Here is a 15,131-nt window from a genome sequence, read left to right as displayed (position 1 = left end):
CGGGCGGCGAGCCCGGCGGGAGGACGGAAGACTTCGCATGCGCCAAGCACCCCGCACCATGGTGATATCCCTGCAGAAGGCCGGCACCCATCTCATGCAGGGACTGATGGTCCAGCTGGGCTACAAGATGGCGGGCGTCCCCCGCCCCTCACCGGACAACGTGCCGGATTTCGGGGACGAGGAGCTGCTGCAGATCGCCTCCGTCACCCGGTCCGCCGACGACTGGGCCGCACTGCGGAAGCTGTCCGGCGACGAGCTCCGCCGCGCCACCCGGGACGACTGGACGGCGCTCGGCTGGAGCTGGCAGCGCCGGCTCGGGCAGCGGGTCGTCAACCGGTACGGGCAGCGTTCCTACGACCACGCCGACGAGGTCATCACCAACCCGCACATCTCCTACTCGCGGTTCGCCGACACCCCGCCCGGCCTGTGCTGGATCTTTCACGAGCTGGACATCGACAAGGTCGACGGGGCGTTCCTCGACGAGTGGGTGAGAACCGCCGCGCCGCCGCTCTTCCTCAACTTCCGGGACCCCCGGGACACCGTGATCTCCATGATCAACTTCCTGGAGGGGCGGACGCCGGCCGGCTACGGCAACTTCTACGAGTTCGACGTCTTCCACCGCACGCTCCGCTCGATGAAGACCTGGGAGGAGAAGATCGACTACGCCCTGCGCGACCCGTCCTTCCTGGGCCGCGACCAGTTCGAGCGGTCGATGTGGCTGCTCCGGCACCCGGACGTCTGCACCGTCCGCTTCGAGGACCTGGTCGGGCCCAAGGGCGGCGGCTCGCGGGAGCGGCAGGTCGAGGCGCTCTCGCGCATCCTGACGCACCTCTCCTCCGACATCGACGCCCAGGAGATCGTGGACCGCATCTACAACGAGAGCTCCTGGAGCTTCTTCAAGGGACGGTCCGGCGCCTGGCAGGAACACTTCACCGACCGCAACGCCGAGCGCTTCCGGGAGCAGTTCGGCGACCTCGTCGAGCAGTACGGATACACGTGGTGACACCGAACGCACCGGACGCGTCCCGCCCACCGGCCTTCGTGCTGCTGGGCGGGCTCCGCGTCATCCTGCGCAACTCCGTCTACCTGACCGAACTCCGCGACCGCGGACTGAAGGTTCTGGTCCTCACCTCCGAGGACTGGCGCGCCGAGACGCTGCGGGCCATGCGGTCCGGGGAGGAGCCGGGCGCGCTGATCGACGACGCCGGTTTCGTCGAGGGCGACGTGGCGATCGAGGGCGGATTCACCTCCGGCGTGATCGCGCACCTGATGGAGTGGCGCAGCCGCTACCGGATCACCGGCGTCTTCGCCGCAGGGGAGATGCTCGTGGAGCAGACCGGGGTGGCCGCCGACCTGCTCGGCGTGCCGTCGCCCGGGCTCCGGGCCACCAGGATCTGCCGCAGCAAGTACCTGCAACGCGCCTACCTGCCCGAGTTCAGCCCCCGGGTGCGGGTGGTCCCGCCCAACGGCCGGGACGCCCTCCCGGCGTCGGAGCTGCCGTACCCCGCCGTACTCAAACCCGCGGCGCGCAGGTCCAGTTCCGGCGTGCGCCGGATCGGCGGCCCGCGGGAACTCGCCGCCGCGCTGGCGTCCTACCCGGCGGGCGAGACGCTGCTGGTCGAGGAGGCGGTGGACGGCCCCGAGTACTCGGTCGAAGCCGTCGTCCAGCACGGGAACGTCGTCTTCGACTCGGTCACCGCCAAACGCACCAACGAGCAGGGCACCGACCGGTTCGTGGAGATGGGGCACACCGTTCCCGCCCCCGACGGCCCGGGGACCCGGCAACTGCTGGAGGCCAACCGGGCGGTGGTGGCGCGGCTCGGCTTCGAGGACGGCATCGTGCACACGGAACTGCGCCTCACCGCCGCCGGTACCGTGGTGCTGATGGAGGTCGCCGCCCGCACCCCGGGCGACGGCATCCTGCACCTCTACCACCTGGCCACCGGGCGCCCGCTGGAGCGGGAGATCCTCCGGACGGCGCTGGGCGAGACCGTCCACGCCCCGGCCCCGCGCAGGGTGGCCCGGCAGGTCTACCTGGAGACGCCGCAGGGCGTGCTGGAGGACGTGAAGGTGCGTCACCCGCAGTGCGCGGCGCCCGTATGGGCGGCTGACGGCGAGGCGTGGCCCCCGCTGCGGCCCGGCGCGCCGCAGGACCCGCCCGCGCTGCGCGCGGTCCTGGTCCTGCGGAGACGCGGCGATAACATCGGCCCGCTGACGGAGTCGGGTGACCGCGTGGTCACGTTCCTCATCGACGCCGCCACCACCGCGGAACTCGACGCGCTGGAGGCCGAGGTGCGGGCGTCCGTCGACGTGACCGTCAGACGGTAGCGAGAAGGCGGGGACACCCGTCCCCGCCCCGCTGCCCGGACCAGTCGGATCTCACCTGTGAGGTGCTCGTCATGTGGATCGTGGAACTCGCCTTCGACGGCAGCCCGGAGCGGCTGGAGGCACGCCCGGCGCACCGGGAGAAGCTGGACGAGCTGCACGCGAAGGGCCTGGTGCGGATGGCCGGGCCCCTCGCCGACGACTCCGGTGCGGTGCTCGTCTTCGACGTGGACGACCGCGCCGCACTCGACGGACTGCTCGCCGCCGACCCCTACTTCGGCACCACCGGAGTCGAGGTCGCACAGGTGAGGGAGTGGCGGCCGTTCCTGACCTGACCACCGGGGGACGGGACGCGGGGGGACCAGGCGGGCGACGGAGGGGAACGGTTTCACGATGGCATCGGAACAGCGGGCGCTGCTGCGGCGGGGGGTCTTCCGCCGGCTGTGGGCGGGCGAGGCGATGGCGCGGCTCGGCTACCGGACCGCGCAGTTCCTCCTCCCCCTGCTCGCGGTCGTCGAACTCGGCAGCAGCGGGTCGCAGACCGGGCTCGTCTCCGCCGCCCAGTTCGTGCCCGTGGTCGCGCTCTCCCTGACCGCCGGGGTGTTCGCCGACCGGCTGGACCCCCGTCGCCTCGTCCTGGTCTGCACGGTGGTCCGCGGTGCCGCGCTCGGCATGCTCGGCCTCAGCTACGCGGCCTTCGGGCTGACGCTGTGGATGCTGCTCGCCGTCGCACTCGTGGTGGGCTCCGCCACGGTCTTCTACGACGTCGGGTACCAGTCCGCGATCCCGAAGCTCCTGCGTCCGCAGGAACTCGCGGCGGGCAACAGTCTGCTGCAGGCGGTCAACTCGGCCACGCAGATGGCCGGTCCGGCGCTCGCCGGGCTTTTCGTCTCGCTCGCGGGCCTGCCGTTCGCGGTCTCCGTGACCACGGCACTGTTCGCCGGTGCGCTGGTGAGCTTCTGGTCGCTGCGCATACCCCCCGGCGACCCCGAGGCGGCGGCCTCACCGGCAGGACGCCCGCAGCGCGGTGTGCGGGCCGTCCTCACCGGCATGCGCTTCACCTGGGGCTGCCGCCCCATCCGCGACCTCTGCGTCCAGTCCGGCCTGTTCAACCTGCACGAGCAGGCGTTCCTGACCGCGTTCATGATCTACGGCGTGCGCGAGGCGGGACTGTCCGCCGGCACCGTCGGCCTGCTGATCGGGGTGGCCAGCGCCGGCGCCCTCGTCGGCTCGGTCGCGGTCGGCCGGTGGACCGCACGGCTGCACGCCGGGCGGACCCTGACGGCCGGTCTGGTGATCGCCTCCGCCTCGCTGGCCGCCGCCGCGCTGGCGGCCCCCGCAGGACCGACCGCCGTCGTGTTCTCCGCCGCCTTCCTGTGCAACGGGGTGGCCCTCGGCGTCTACAACGTCTACGCCGTCAGCCTCCGCCAGGTGCTGCCGCCCCGCGAACTCCTCGGCGCGGTGACGGCGAACTACCGGCTGGTCTCCCTGGGGCCCGCACCTCTCGGCGCACTCGTGGGCGGCGTCCTCGCCGACCTGGCGGGACCGGGCGAGGCACTGGTGTGCGCGGGCGTCTCCGTCACGCTCTGCTCGCTGCTGCTGCTCCGCTCACCGCTGAAACGGGTGCGGCGCGTGGAGGAGGCGGAAGCCCTCCCGGCCCCCGGGCCGGCCGGTGACGCACCCGACCCCAAGACGATCGGAAGGTGAACGCGGTGACCACGGTCCGGTGGCGGGACAGCGTGACGGACGTCGCGGAACGCGACTGGGCGGAGCTGGGCGGCACGCACCGCGTGGACTCGTGCCACGGCTACCTCCACTTCCGCGAACATGTGGAACCGGGGCGGCCGGTGGTGGTCACCGCGCACGACGCGCAGGGACTCTCCGGCGCGCTGCACGGCGCCGCGACCACGCCCGGCTCCGGACTCTTCAGCCACCCGTGGAAGCTGCTGACCGCGCCACAGTTCCGCCGGGCCGAGGGGGACGGGGAGGACGGGGACGGCGCGGCCGCCCGCGCGGAACACGCCGCCCGGGTCGGCGAGGTCTGCGGTGCGGCACCCCCGCCCGCCTCCGCGCTCCAGGCCGACGGCGTGCCCGGGGCGGGCGCGCTGACCGCGGCCCTGGGCGAAGCGCTCGTGATCCGCGGCTTCGACACCAGCCAGGCCCAGCTGAGAACGGAACCGGATGCGGAGGCCGCCCGGCGGACGGCGCTCGCGCTGCTCCGCGCCCTGCAGACCTCCGTCCGGGAGGGAGCGGCGGGCGCCGTGGCCCTCCCCTACGTGCGGGAGGACGACGCGCCGCTGCGCGCCGCCCTGACCGAGGCCGGGTTCCGTTCGGCCCGGCTGACCGCGACCACCGAGTTCGAGGTGCCCGCCGGGATGTCGTACGAGGAGCTGCTCACCGGCCTCTCCCGTCGCCACCGGCACCGCTACCGCAAGGAGGAGCGGGAGTTCGGCGCAGCGGGACTGCGCCTCGAACACCGCGAACTCGCCGACGTCGTGCAGCGGGTCGCGGAGCTGGAGACGTCCAACACCGCCAAGCACGGCGGCCGGGCGGACCGGGAGAAGGTGGCGGCCGCCCGTACCGCCATGGCCCGGCTGCTCGGGAAGCGGGTACGCGTCCCCGTCGCCGTGCGCGACGAGCGCGTCCTCGCCTGCGGCCTGCACCTCGCCGACGGCGGCGACTACTGCGTCCTGCTCTACGGGAGCGACGCTGAAGGCGCCGAGCAGCTCAGCACGGCCTACCCGTGCCTCACCTTCTACGAGCCGCTGCGCCACGCGGCGGCGCACGGGGGCGCCCGGGTGCGGTTCGGCTTCGAGGGGTTCGGCGCCAAACTCATCCGCGGGGCCACGCTGCGCGCCCGTGAGACATGGCTGTGGGTGCCGGACCCCGCGGAGCTCGACGCCGTGCACCGCCTCCTGCGCTTCCTGGAGAGCCGCTGGACCGCCTATCGCGACGCGCTGCCGATCCGCTCCGCCTGAGCGGGCGACGCGCCTGCGGGCGACCGCGCGGGGCGGACAGGACGGCCCCGCGCGGTCACCCCCTTGGCTCAGGTGGTCGGAGGAGAGGCCAGGTCACGGGGCAGACGGGAAGCGGCTGCCGTGTCGAGCATCCACAGGGTGCGGGCGGTGCCGTACGCGCCCGCCGCGGGGGCCTGGAGCTCCCCCGCGCCGGACAGGGCGAGCGCCACCGCGTCGGCCTTGTCCTCGCCGGCGGCGAGCAACCACACCTCACGCGCCGCCCGGATCGCCGGCAGGGTCAGCGACACGCGCGTCGGCGGCGGCTTGGGCGCACCGTGCACGCCGACGACCGTGCGCCCGGTCTCCCGGACGCCCGGGTGCTCGGGGAACAGGGACGCCACATGGGTGTCCGGGCCGACGCCCAGCAGGAGCACGTCGAACGCGGGCACGCCGAGGTGGTGTTCGGGCGCCGCCGCGCGGGCGAGTTCCTCCGCGTACGCCGCGGCCGCCGCGTCCGCGTCGTTCCCGTACGCGCCGTCCGAGGCGGGCATGGCGTGCACCCGCTCCGGGGCGAGCGGCACGTGCGCGAGGAGTGCTTCGGTGGCCTGGGTGACGTTGCGGTCCGGGTCGCCCTCCGGGAGGAACCGTTCGTCGCCCCACCACAGGTCCAGCCGCGACCAGTCGACGGCGTCCCGCGCCGCCGACTCGGCCAGCCCGGCGAGCAGCCCGTTGCCGTTGCGGCCGCCGGTGAGCACCACGGACGCGGTGCCGCGGGCGGCCTGGGTGTCGACGATGCGGGTGATCAGCCGGGCGGCGGCCGCACGCGCCATCTCCCGGGGGTCGTGGTGGACGGCGACCTGAGGAGTGTGGGTCACGAGGAGGCCGCCTTCGAACCGTTCCCGCCACCTCGGGCGGCGCGCTTCGCGGGCTTCCCCTTCGCGCCGGCTCCCGCCTCCGCCGTACCGGTGCCGGCACCGGACGCTCCGCCGGAACCGGAACCGGAACCGGAACCCGAACCGTCCGCGGCGCCCGGCCGCACGCCGCGGATGCGGTCCACACCGAACCGCACCGCACGCTCGTACGCCTCGTCCGGGTCCAGCCGCCGCAGCTCCTCGGCGATCAGCTCGGCGGTGTTGCGCCGGTGCAGCGCCACGTGCCGGTCCGGCTGTCCGGGGACCGCCAGCTCGGCCAGCGACCCGTGCTGCCGGTCCAGGCAGATCTCCCCGTCGGCGGTCGCCATCCGCACGGCGGTTATGCCCGGCCCCTCGGAGAGCACCCGCTCCACCGGCACCCGCAGCCGTTCGGCCAGCCACAGGGCCAGCAGCTCGGTCGAGGGGTTGTACTCCTCGCCCTCCACCTGCGCCGACTTGATCTTGGTGTGCTTCTGGTCCAGCGCCGCCGCCAGCACGCTCCGCCAGGGCGTCGTCCGGGTCCACGCCAGGTCGGTGTCGCCCGGCGCGTAGGTCTCGGACCGCAGACCCAGCGTCGCCACCGGGTCCTCGGTGGCCGAGGCGTCGGTGATCCGCCGCTGGGCCAGCGTGCCCAGCAGATCCTTGGACGGGTTGTCCGGGGCGTCCTCGGGCCACCAGACGACCACCGGGGCGTCCGGCAGCAGCAGGGGCAGCACCACGCTGTAGGAGTGCGCGGCCAGCTCGCCGTGCAGCCGCAGCAGGATGGTCTCGCCGGCGCCGCCGTCCGGGCCCATCCGCACCTCGGCGTCCAGCCGCGCCATGGCCCGGTCGCGGGGCGACCGGCCGGGGCGGCGGACGACCACCAGGATGCGGGAGGGGTGTTCCTTCGACGCCTCGCCCGCGGCCTTCAGCGCGTCGTAGTGGTTGCCCTCGTCGGTGACGATCACCAGCGTGAGCACCATGCCGATCGCGGGCGATCCGCTGGCCCGCCGCGCCTTCACCAGCGCCGCGTTGATCTGGCTGGACGTGGTGTCCGTGAGGTCGATGTTCATGGCCGCCGCCAGCTCCGTCCGTCTCGCGCGAGCATCTCGTCCGCCGCCCCGGGCCCCCAGGTGCCGGCCGGGTACTGCTCCGGCGGGCCGCTGCGCGCCCAGTGCCGTTCGACCGGGTCCAGGATCTCCCAGGACCGCTCGACCTCCTGGTGGCGCGGGAAGAGGTTGGCGTCACCCAGCAGCACGTCCAGGATCAGCCGCTCGTACGCCTCGGGGCTCGACTCGGTGAAGGACTCGCCGTAGGCGAAGTCCATGGTCACGTCGCGGATCTCCATCTGCGTGCCCGGCACCTTCGACCCGAACCGGATGGTCACGCCCTCGTCCGGCTGCACCCGGATGACCAGGGCGTTCTGTCCCAGCTCCTGGGTGTCGGTGGCGCCGAACGGCGAATGCGGGGCGCGCTGGAAGACGACCGCGATCTCCGTGACGCGCCGCCCCAGCCGCTTGCCGGTGCGCAGGTAGAACGGGACGCCCGCCCAGCGCCGGTTGTCGACGCCCAGCTTGATGGCCGCGTAGGTGTCGGTGACGGACTGCGGGTCGATGCCCTCCTCGTCGAGGTAGCCGGGCACCTTCTTCCCGCCCTGCCAGCCCGCCGCGTACTGGCCGCGCACGGTGTGCCGGGCGAGGTCCTTCGGCAGCTGGACGGCGTTGAGCACCTTCAGCTTCTCCGCCACCAGGGCCTTCGCGTCGAAGGACGACGGCTCCTCCATGGCCGTGAGCGCCAGCAGCTGGAGCAGGTGGTTCTGGATGACGTCGCGGGCCGCGCCGATCCCGTCGTAGTAGCCCGCGCGACCGCCGATGCCGATGTCCTCGGCCATGGTGATCTGCACGTGGTCCACGTACGACCGGTTCCACAGCGGCTCGAACATGGTGTTGGCGAAGCGCAGCGCCAGGATGTTCTGGACGGTCTCCTTGCCCAGGTAGTGGTCGATGCGGAAGACCTCGCTGGCCCGGAACACGCCGTGCACGGTCCGGTTGAGCTCCTGCGCGGAGGCCAGGTCGTGCCCGAAGGGCTTCTCGATGACCGCGCGCCGCCAGCTCTCGCCCTCGCCGCGGTTCAGGCCGTGCTTCTCCAGCTGGGCGACCACGGTGGGGAAGAACTTCGGCGGCACGGACAGGTAGAACGCGAAGTTGCCGCCGGTGCCGCGCGACTTGTCGAGCTCCTCGATGGTCGCCTTCAGCGTCGCGAACGCCTCGTCGTCGTCGAAGACGCCCGGCACGAAGCGCATGCCCTCGGCGAGCTGCTGCCAGACCTCCTCGCGGAAGGGCGTGCGCGAGTGCTCCTTGACCGCGTCGTGCACGACCTGGGCGAAGTCCTCGTGCTCCCAGTCCCGGCGGGCGAAGCCGACCAGCGAGAAGCCGGGCGGCAGCAGCCCCCGGTTCGCCAGGTCGTAGACCGCGGGCATCAGCTTCTTACGGGACAGGTCCCCGGTGACGCCGAAAATGACCAGGCCCGACGGCCCCGCGATCCGCGGGAGCCGCCGGTCCTGTGCGTCACGCAGCGGGTTGACCGCGCTGCTCACTTGGCCTTACGCCCCCTTCGGAGCGAGACGCTTCAGCTCTGCGTCGGTGGAATCCAGCAGGTCGGTCCAGGACTTCTCGAACTTCTCGACGCCCTCGTCCTCGAGCAGCTGGACCACCTCGTCGTAGGAGATGCCCAGCTTCTCCACGGCGTCCAGGTCGGCGCGCGCCTGCTGGTAGGTGCCGCGAACGGTGTCGCCGGTGATCTCGCCGTGGTCGTCGGTGGCCTCCAGAGTGGCCTCCGGCATGGTGTTGACCGTGTTCGGCGCGACCAGCTCGGTGACGTAGAGGGTGTCCGGGTAGGCCGGGTCCTTCACGCCGGTCGAGGCCCACAGCGGCCGCTGCGGGTTGCCGCCCTTGCCCGCGAGGGCCTGCCAGCGGTCGCCGGCGATGACCTGCTCGTACTCCTGGTAGGCCAGGCGGGCGTTGGCGACCGCGGCCTTGCCCTTGAGGGCCTTGGCCTCGTCGGTGCCCAGCGCCTCCAGGCGCTTGTCGATCTCGGTGTCCACGCGGGAGACGAAGAACGACGCCACCGACTGGATCTGCGAGATGTCCAGGCCCTTGGCGTCTGCCTTCTCCAGACCGGCCTGGTAGGCGTCCATCACCTCGCGGTAGCGCTCCAGCGAGAAGATCAGCGTGACGTTGACGCTGATGCCGCGCGCGATCGTCTCGGTGATGGCGGGCAGGCCCGCGCGGGTCGCCGGGATCTTGATGAACGCGTTCGGCCGGTCCACCAGCCAGGCGAGCTGCTTGGCCTCGGCCACCGTCGCGTCCGTGCGGTGCGCCAGACGCGGGTCCACCTCGATGGAGACCCGGCCGTCGCGGCCCCCGGTCGCCTCGTTCAGCGGCAGCAGGATGTCGCACGCGTCCCGGACGTCCGCCGTGGTGATCATCCGCACGGCCTCCTCCACGGTGACGCCGCGGGCGGCCAGGTCGGCGACCTGCTCCTCGTACCCGTCACCGGCCGAGATGGCCTTCTGGAAGATCGTCGGGTTGGTCGTCACGCCCACCACGTGCTGCTCGCGGAGCAGTTCCGCGAGGGCGCCGGACGTGATGCGCTTGCGGGACAGGTCGTCCAGCCAGATCGCGACGCCTTCGTCGGACAGGCGCTTGAGTGCCTCCGTCATCGGGATGCATCTCCTCCTGGTTCTTGTCGGGTTCGAGCTGTCGAGCGGGCGTCAGCCGGCTGCGGCTTCGAGGGACTCGCGGGCCGCGCTCACCACGGCGTCCGCGGTGAGGCCGTACTCCCGGTACAGGGTCTGGTAGTCGGCCGACGCGCCGAAGTGCTCCAGCGAAACGACCCGGCCGGCGTCGCCGACGAACGGGTACCAGGTCAGGGCGACACCCGCCTCCACGGCGACACGGGCCCGGACGCCGGGCGGCAGCACCGACTCGCGGTAGGCCCGGTCCTGCTCCTGGAACCACTCCACGCACGGCATCGAGACGACCCGGGTCGGGACGCCCTGCTTCTGCAGCTCCGCACGCGCCTCCACGGCGATCTGCACCTCGGAACCGGTGCCGATCAGCACCACCTGCGGGGCGCCGCCCTCCGCCTCGGCGAAGACGTACCCGCCGCGGACCGCCTCCGGGTCGGCAGCGAAGGTCGGCACGTTCTGCCGGGTCAGTGCGAGGCCGTGCGGGGCGGGCTTCGTGGCGTGGCGGCGCAGGATCTCCGCCCACACGGTCGCGGTCTCGTTCGCGTCCGCCGGCCGCACCACGTTCAGCCCGGGAATGGCGCGCAACGACGCCAGGTGCTCCACGGGCTGGTGGGTGGGACCGTCCTCGCCCAGGCCGATGGAGTCGTGCGTCCACACGAAGGTGACCGGCGCGCCCATCAGCGCGGCCAGCCGCACCGAGTTCCGCATGTAGTCGGAGAACACCAGGAAGGTGCCGCCGTAGATGCGGGTGTTGCCGTGCAGCGCGATGCCGTTCATCGCCGCGGCCATGGCGTGCTCGCGGATGCCGAAGTGCACCGTCCGGCCGTACGGGTCGGCGCCGGGCAGCGCGCTGCCCTCCGGCAGGAACGAGGTCTCCGCGAAGGTGGTGTTGTTGGAGCCGGCGAGGTCGGCGGAGCCGCCCCACAGTTCGGGGATGACCGGGCCAAGGGCCTTCAGCACCGCGCCGGACGCCTTGCGGGTGGCCATGTCCTTGCCCGGCTCGAAGGTGGGGAGCTTCTGCTCCCAGCCCTCCGGCAGCTCGCCCGCGCGGATGCGGTCGAACTCGGCGGCCCGCTCCGGTTCGGCGCCGCGCCATGCCTCGAACCGCTTGTCCCATTCCGCCCGCCACGCGCGACCCCGGTCGCCCGCGCCGCGGACGTGACCGAGGACCTCGTCGTCGATGTGGAAGTGCTGCTCCGGGTCGAAACCGAGGACGCGCTTGGTCGCGGCGACCTCCTCCTCGCCCAGCGCTGAGCCGTGCGCGGCGCCGGTGTTCTGCGCGTGCGGCGCGGGCCAGGCGATGATCGAGCGGACCGCGATGAACGACGGCCGCTCGGTCTCGGCCTGCGCGGCCTTCATCGCCGCGTACAGGGCCTTCGGGTCCAGGTCGCCGCTGGGCAGCGGCTCCACGCGCTGCACGTGCCAGCCGTACGCCTCGTAGCGGGCCGCGGTGTCCTCGGAGATGGCGCCCGAGGTGTCGCCCTCGATCGAGATGTGGTTGTCGTCCCACATCAGCACCAGGTTGCCGAGCTTCTGGTGGCCGGCGAGCGAGGACGCCTCGGAGACGATGCCCTCCTGCATGTCGCCGTCGCTGGCGAAGCACCAGACGGTGTGGTCGAACGGCGACTCGCCGACCGGCGTGTCCGGGTCGAACAGGCCGCGCTCGTAGCGGGAGGCCATCGCCATGCCGACGGCGTTCGCGACGCCCTGGCCCAGCGGACCGGTGGTCGTCTCCACGCCGCGGGTGTGCCCGTACTCCGGGTGGCCCGGCGTGAGACTGCCCCAGGTGCGGAACGACTTCAGGTCGTCCATCTCCAGGCCGTAGCCCGCCATGTACAGCTGGATGTAGAGGGTCAGGCTGGAGTGGCCCAGCGACAGCACGAAGCGGTCGCGGCCGGTCCACTCCGCGTCGGCCGGGTCGTGGCGCATCAGCTTCTGGAAGAGCAGGTACGCGGCCGGTGCGAGGCTCATCGCGGTGCCCGGGTGGCCGTGGCCGACGTTCTGCACGGAGTCCATGGCCAGGACACGCACGGTGTCCACGGCCCGGGAGTCCAGATCGGTCCACTCGAGGTCTGTCATGGTCGGCTTCTCGCTCACCCTGCGTCAGGGCTCCTCTCACCTGTCGAAAGGCCGGTGACGGACGGTGTGCACCGGGCGCTGTCGAGACTACCGCTGCGCGGTCCGCCGAACCCCGGGTGCTCGCACTGTGGTCATCCCACACCTCATGTGCTCGGCACCCGTCTCATCTGCGCGCCGCCGGTCGCGGCGGCCGCGGCGCGGGGGACGGGTGCGGACCGGCGGCTGACACGTGGGACCCCCGGGGCGGTCGAGGTATGGCCGCCGTCTAGAGTGGCGTGGTAGGTGCGAGCCCTCCCCGGACCCTTCCCGGCCGGGCGCGTGCGTCGCCGTGACGCCCGGGCTCGCTTGTTCGTTGACGTGATCAGGGGTGTTCGTGACGGCCGTCGAATCCCGTCCAGCGGGGGTGCTCGAGGGCACCGTCCACCGCCCGTTCGGCGCCCGTGTCATGGCGTTCGTCGCCCTCACCAAGCCGCGCATCATCGAACTCCTCCTCATCACCACCATTCCGGTGATGTTCCTCGCCGCCCAGGGCGTGCCGGACCTGACGCTGGTGCTCGCCACCTGCGCGGGCGGCTTCCTCTCCGCGGGCGGCGCCAACGCGCTCAACATGTACCTGGACCGGGACATCGACGCCCTGATGCACCGGACCGAGCGGCGCCCGCTGGTGACCGGCATGGTCTCGCCCCGCGAGGGCCTGGTCTTCGGCCTCACCCTCGCCGTCGGCTCCACCCTCTGGTTCGGGCTGCTGGTCAACTGGCTCTCGGCGGCGCTCTCGCTGGGGGCCCTGCTCTTCTACGTCGTCGTCTACACGATGCTGCTCAAGCGCCGCACCTCCCAGAACATCGTCTGGGGCGGCATCGCCGGCTGCATGCCCGTGCTGATCGGCTGGTCGGCGGTCACGAACGACGTCAGCTGGGCGGCTGTGGTGCTGTTCGGTGTGATCTTCTTCTGGACGCCGCCGCACTACTGGCCGCTGTCGATGAAGGTCAAGGACGACTACGCGCGCGTAGGCGTGCCGATGCTGCCCGTGATCGCCACCAACACCGTGGTGGCGAAGCAGATCGTCCTCTACAGCTGGGTGATGGTCGGCGTGTCGCTGCTGCTGTGGCCGCTGGGCTACGTCGGCTGGTTCTACCCGCTGGTCGCGGTGGTGGCCGGCGGCTGGTGGCTGTGGGAGGCGCACGCCCTGCAGAGCCGTGCCAAGGCCGGTCTGACCGGGGCCCGACTCAAGGAGATGCGGCTCTTCCACTGGTCGATCACGTACGTGTCGCTGCTCTTCGTCGCCGTCGCCGTGGACCCGTTCCTGCGCTGAGCCGCCGGACCCGCCGGACCCGCCGGGCCCCGGCCCGACGGGTCGGGGCGCACCTGGTCCGGACGGGTCCGGGCCGCGCCGCCCGGAACACGACAGGTCCCCGGAAGCGTCCGCTTCCGGGGACCTGTCGCATGGGGATGCTCCTGCGGCGGTCGGGCCGCGGGATTCAGTCGTTGGACGGGCCGCCGAGCTGGATGCCGGCCATCCGGGACCACTCGTAGCGGCCGGTGCGTACCCGGGCCGCCATCGTGCCGTCGAACTTCTCGTGCACGGTGATGCCCGCGCGCGCGACCGCCTGTTCCGCCAACTGCACTGACGGGGCCACCAGATCGCCCCACTCGCCGTTCTCGCCGACGAGGACGATGCGCGCCCCGCGCTGTCCCAGGTACGAGATCTGGCCCTCGGCACCGCCGCCGTGTGCGTCGGCGAAGGCGCTGATGCGGTGGGCGAGCCGGGCCACCCGGCGCTCCTGCCGGCTCCTGCTCCTGTTCCGGTCCGAGGCGTCGTCAGGGGCGGTCGTGTCCTCCGTGCCGTCCGTGCCGTCCGCGGGTTCCTCGGCATGCTGTGTCTCTGCCATGGACCGGATGCTACCGGCGGGTATGCGTGCGGGTCACGACCCCCGGCCCCGGCGAGACCCAGGCCACACCACCGGCGGGCGGGTGCGTGCGGGCGTGCCGCTGCGGCGTCGACGGCGACGGGAGGGGAGACTTTCCGGGGGAGTGGGGCGCGTAGGGCGAGCGGGGGAGTCAGCTCGCTGCGGCGACGGGGCGGTCCGGGGCCGACGCGGGGGCCGGAACGGTCGGCGGAATCACCGGTAGCCCCCGTTCCCGCACCGACAGCACCAGCCGCACCACGGCGATCCACATCAGCGTGGAGCCCAGCATGTGCAGCCCCACCAGCACCTCGGGCAGCTCCGTCAGGTACTGCGCGTAGCCGATCGCCCCCTGCACGACCAGGACGATCATCAGCTCGCGCACCCGGGCGCGCGGGCCGACCGGGCCGTCGAACGCGCGCAGCACGAACCAGATCGCCAGGGTCAGCGCGACCACGATCCAGGCCAGCGCGGAGTGGATGCGGGCGACGGTGTCCCAGTCGACCGGCATGCGCGGCACGTCGCTGCTGTCCCCGGCATGCGGCCCGGCGCCCGTGACGACGGTGCCCATGACGATCAGCGCCACCGACACCCAGGCCACCAGCCAGGCCAGCTGCTTCACCGGCTTGCCGACCAGCGGGCGCGGCGGGTCGTCGCCCTCGCGGGCGCGGAGCCAGGTGACGGTCGCGACCGTAACCAGCGCCGTGGCGGCGACGAAGTGCCCGGCGACCGTGTAGGGGTTGAGCTTGGTGAGTACTGTGATGCCGCCCAGCACGGCGTTCGACAGCACGATCCAGAACTGCGACCAGGCCAGCCGGCTCAGCCCGCGGCGGCGCGGCCTCGCCGCCCGAGCGGCGACGATGGCCCAGCCGACGGCGGCGCAGAGCACGTAGGTCAGCATCCGGTTGCCGAACTCGAGGGCGCCGTGCAGGCCCATCTCGGGCGTGGCGACCAGGCTCTCGTCGCTGCACATCGGCCAGGTGTCGCAGCCCAGCCCGGAGCCGGTCAGCCGCACCGCCCCGCCGGTGACCACGATGACCACGCTCATCACGACGGGCGCGAGCGTGGCGCGTTGGAGCATCCGCTGCGAAGGGGTCCAGCGGGCGGCGACGTACGCGAGGGGATTGCGTACCAGTTCGAGCAGTTTCGGCACCCGCCCATCGTAGGCCCGGGCTTGTGCCTGCCTTCACAAGGGGTACCGGAAGGCCGGGCCCGCCGGAGCGGG

13 protein-coding genes are annotated in these 15,131 nt (G+C 72.7%); 6 read left to right on the top strand and 7 right to left on the bottom strand.

Annotation, left to right across the window (positions count from 1 at the left end; translation table 11 throughout):
- Positions 1 to 37: 37 nt before the first annotated feature.
- From K304_RS0102290 to K304_RS0102270, 5 genes are all read left to right on the top strand, one after another.
- Positions 38 to 1,003 carry a sulfotransferase family protein gene (locus K304_RS0102290; RefSeq protein WP_158687287.1) on the top strand — a complete coding sequence of 322 codons (966 nt, stop codon included), beginning with the start codon at positions 38 to 40 and terminating at the stop codon, positions 1,001 to 1,003.
- Entirely contained in the window at positions 1,000 to 2,328 is a 1,329-nt protein-coding gene (locus K304_RS0102285) for an ATP-grasp domain-containing protein (protein WP_027762418.1), read from the top strand. The genes K304_RS0102290 and K304_RS0102285 overlap by 4 nt, the downstream gene beginning before the upstream one ends.
- A gap of 71 nt (positions 2,329 to 2,399) precedes the next feature.
- On the top strand, positions 2,400 to 2,660 hold the full coding sequence (locus K304_RS26885; protein ID WP_037789046.1) for a YciI family protein: 261 nt from the start codon (positions 2,400 to 2,402) through the stop codon (positions 2,658 to 2,660).
- 58 nt (positions 2,661 to 2,718) lie between these two features.
- The gene (locus K304_RS0102275) at positions 2,719 to 4,032 is read left to right on the top strand and encodes an MFS transporter (RefSeq protein ID WP_027762417.1); all 1,314 of its coding nucleotides are present in this window, start codon (positions 2,719 to 2,721) and stop codon (positions 4,030 to 4,032) included.
- Positions 4,033 to 4,037: 5 nt separating this feature from the next.
- The gene (locus K304_RS0102270) at positions 4,038 to 5,303 is read left to right on the top strand and encodes a GNAT family N-acetyltransferase (RefSeq protein WP_158687286.1); all 1,266 of its coding nucleotides are present in this window, start codon (positions 4,038 to 4,040) and stop codon (positions 5,301 to 5,303) included.
- 68 nt (positions 5,304 to 5,371) lie between these two features.
- Here K304_RS0102270 and pgl read toward each other — a convergent pair whose 3' ends face one another.
- The 5 genes from pgl to tkt are packed head-to-tail and all read right to left on the bottom strand — an operon-like array spanning position 5,372 to position 12,020.
- The gene (pgl, locus tag K304_RS0102265) at positions 5,372 to 6,157 is read right to left on the bottom strand and encodes a 6-phosphogluconolactonase (protein WP_027762415.1); all 786 of its coding nucleotides are present in this window, start codon (positions 6,155 to 6,157) and stop codon (positions 5,372 to 5,374) included.
- Complete coding sequence (gene opcA, locus K304_RS0102260; protein ID WP_027762414.1) at positions 6,154 to 7,245, bottom strand: glucose-6-phosphate dehydrogenase assembly protein OpcA; 1,092 nt, start codon at positions 7,243 to 7,245, stop codon at positions 6,154 to 6,156. The genes pgl and opcA overlap by 4 nt, the downstream gene beginning before the upstream one ends.
- Entirely contained in the window at positions 7,242 to 8,768 is a 1,527-nt protein-coding gene (zwf, locus tag K304_RS0102255; RefSeq protein WP_027762413.1) for a glucose-6-phosphate dehydrogenase, read from the bottom strand. Before zwf ends, opcA begins: the two co-directional genes overlap by 4 nt.
- Before the next feature lie 6 nt (positions 8,769 to 8,774).
- Entirely contained in the window at positions 8,775 to 9,893 is a 1,119-nt protein-coding gene (tal, locus tag K304_RS0102250; RefSeq protein ID WP_027762412.1) for a transaldolase, read from the bottom strand.
- A gap of 51 nt (positions 9,894 to 9,944) precedes the next feature.
- Positions 9,945 to 12,020, bottom strand: coding sequence for a transketolase (tkt, locus tag K304_RS0102245; RefSeq protein ID WP_027762411.1), 2,076 nt, complete (start codon positions 12,018 to 12,020; stop codon positions 9,945 to 9,947).
- A 355-nt stretch (positions 12,021 to 12,375) separates the two neighbouring features.
- On the opposite strand from tkt, the gene K304_RS0102240 reads away from it, so the two are divergent.
- Positions 12,376 to 13,314: a heme o synthase gene (locus tag K304_RS0102240; RefSeq protein WP_027762410.1), complete on the top strand. Its 939-nt coding sequence runs from the start codon at positions 12,376 to 12,378 to the stop codon at positions 13,312 to 13,314.
- Between the two features lie 166 nt (positions 13,315 to 13,480).
- Here K304_RS0102240 and K304_RS26880 read toward each other — a convergent pair whose 3' ends face one another.
- Together K304_RS26880 and K304_RS0102230 are read right to left on the bottom strand one after the other, a co-directional pair.
- Positions 13,481 to 13,891, bottom strand: a complete 411-nt coding sequence (locus tag K304_RS26880; protein ID WP_486591552.1) for a hypothetical protein — start codon at positions 13,889 to 13,891, stop codon at positions 13,481 to 13,483.
- Between the two features lie 169 nt (positions 13,892 to 14,060).
- Complete coding sequence (locus K304_RS0102230; RefSeq protein WP_027762409.1) at positions 14,061 to 15,059, bottom strand: COX15/CtaA family protein; 999 nt, start codon at positions 15,057 to 15,059, stop codon at positions 14,061 to 14,063.
- Between the last annotated feature and the right edge of the window lie 72 nt (positions 15,060 to 15,131).

The organism is Streptomyces sp. CNS606, assembly GCF_000426325.1.
Note: the sequence above shows the minus strand (reverse complement) of the source record. Positions and strands in the feature narration are given on the sequence as shown.

Bases quoted from the DNA above. Each gene is read 5' to 3' on its own strand.
- opcA (WP_027762414.1), bottom strand. From the start codon at position 7,245: ATGAACATCGACCTCACGGACACCACGTCCAGCCAGATCAACGCGGCG.
- K304_RS0102290 (WP_158687287.1), top strand. From the start codon at position 38: ATGCGCCAAGCACCCCGCACCATGGTGATATCCCTGCAGAAGGCCGGC.
- K304_RS26885 (WP_037789046.1), top strand. From the start codon at position 2,400: ATGTGGATCGTGGAACTCGCCTTCGACGGCAGCCCGGAGCGGCTGGAG.
- K304_RS26880 (WP_486591552.1), bottom strand. From the start codon at position 13,891: ATGGCAGAGACACAGCATGCCGAGGAACCCGCGGACGGCACGGACGGC.
- K304_RS0102275 (WP_027762417.1), top strand. From the start codon at position 2,719: ATGGCATCGGAACAGCGGGCGCTGCTGCGGCGGGGGGTCTTCCGCCGG.
- tal (WP_027762412.1), bottom strand. From the start codon at position 9,893: ATGACGGAGGCACTCAAGCGCCTGTCCGACGAAGGCGTCGCGATCTGG.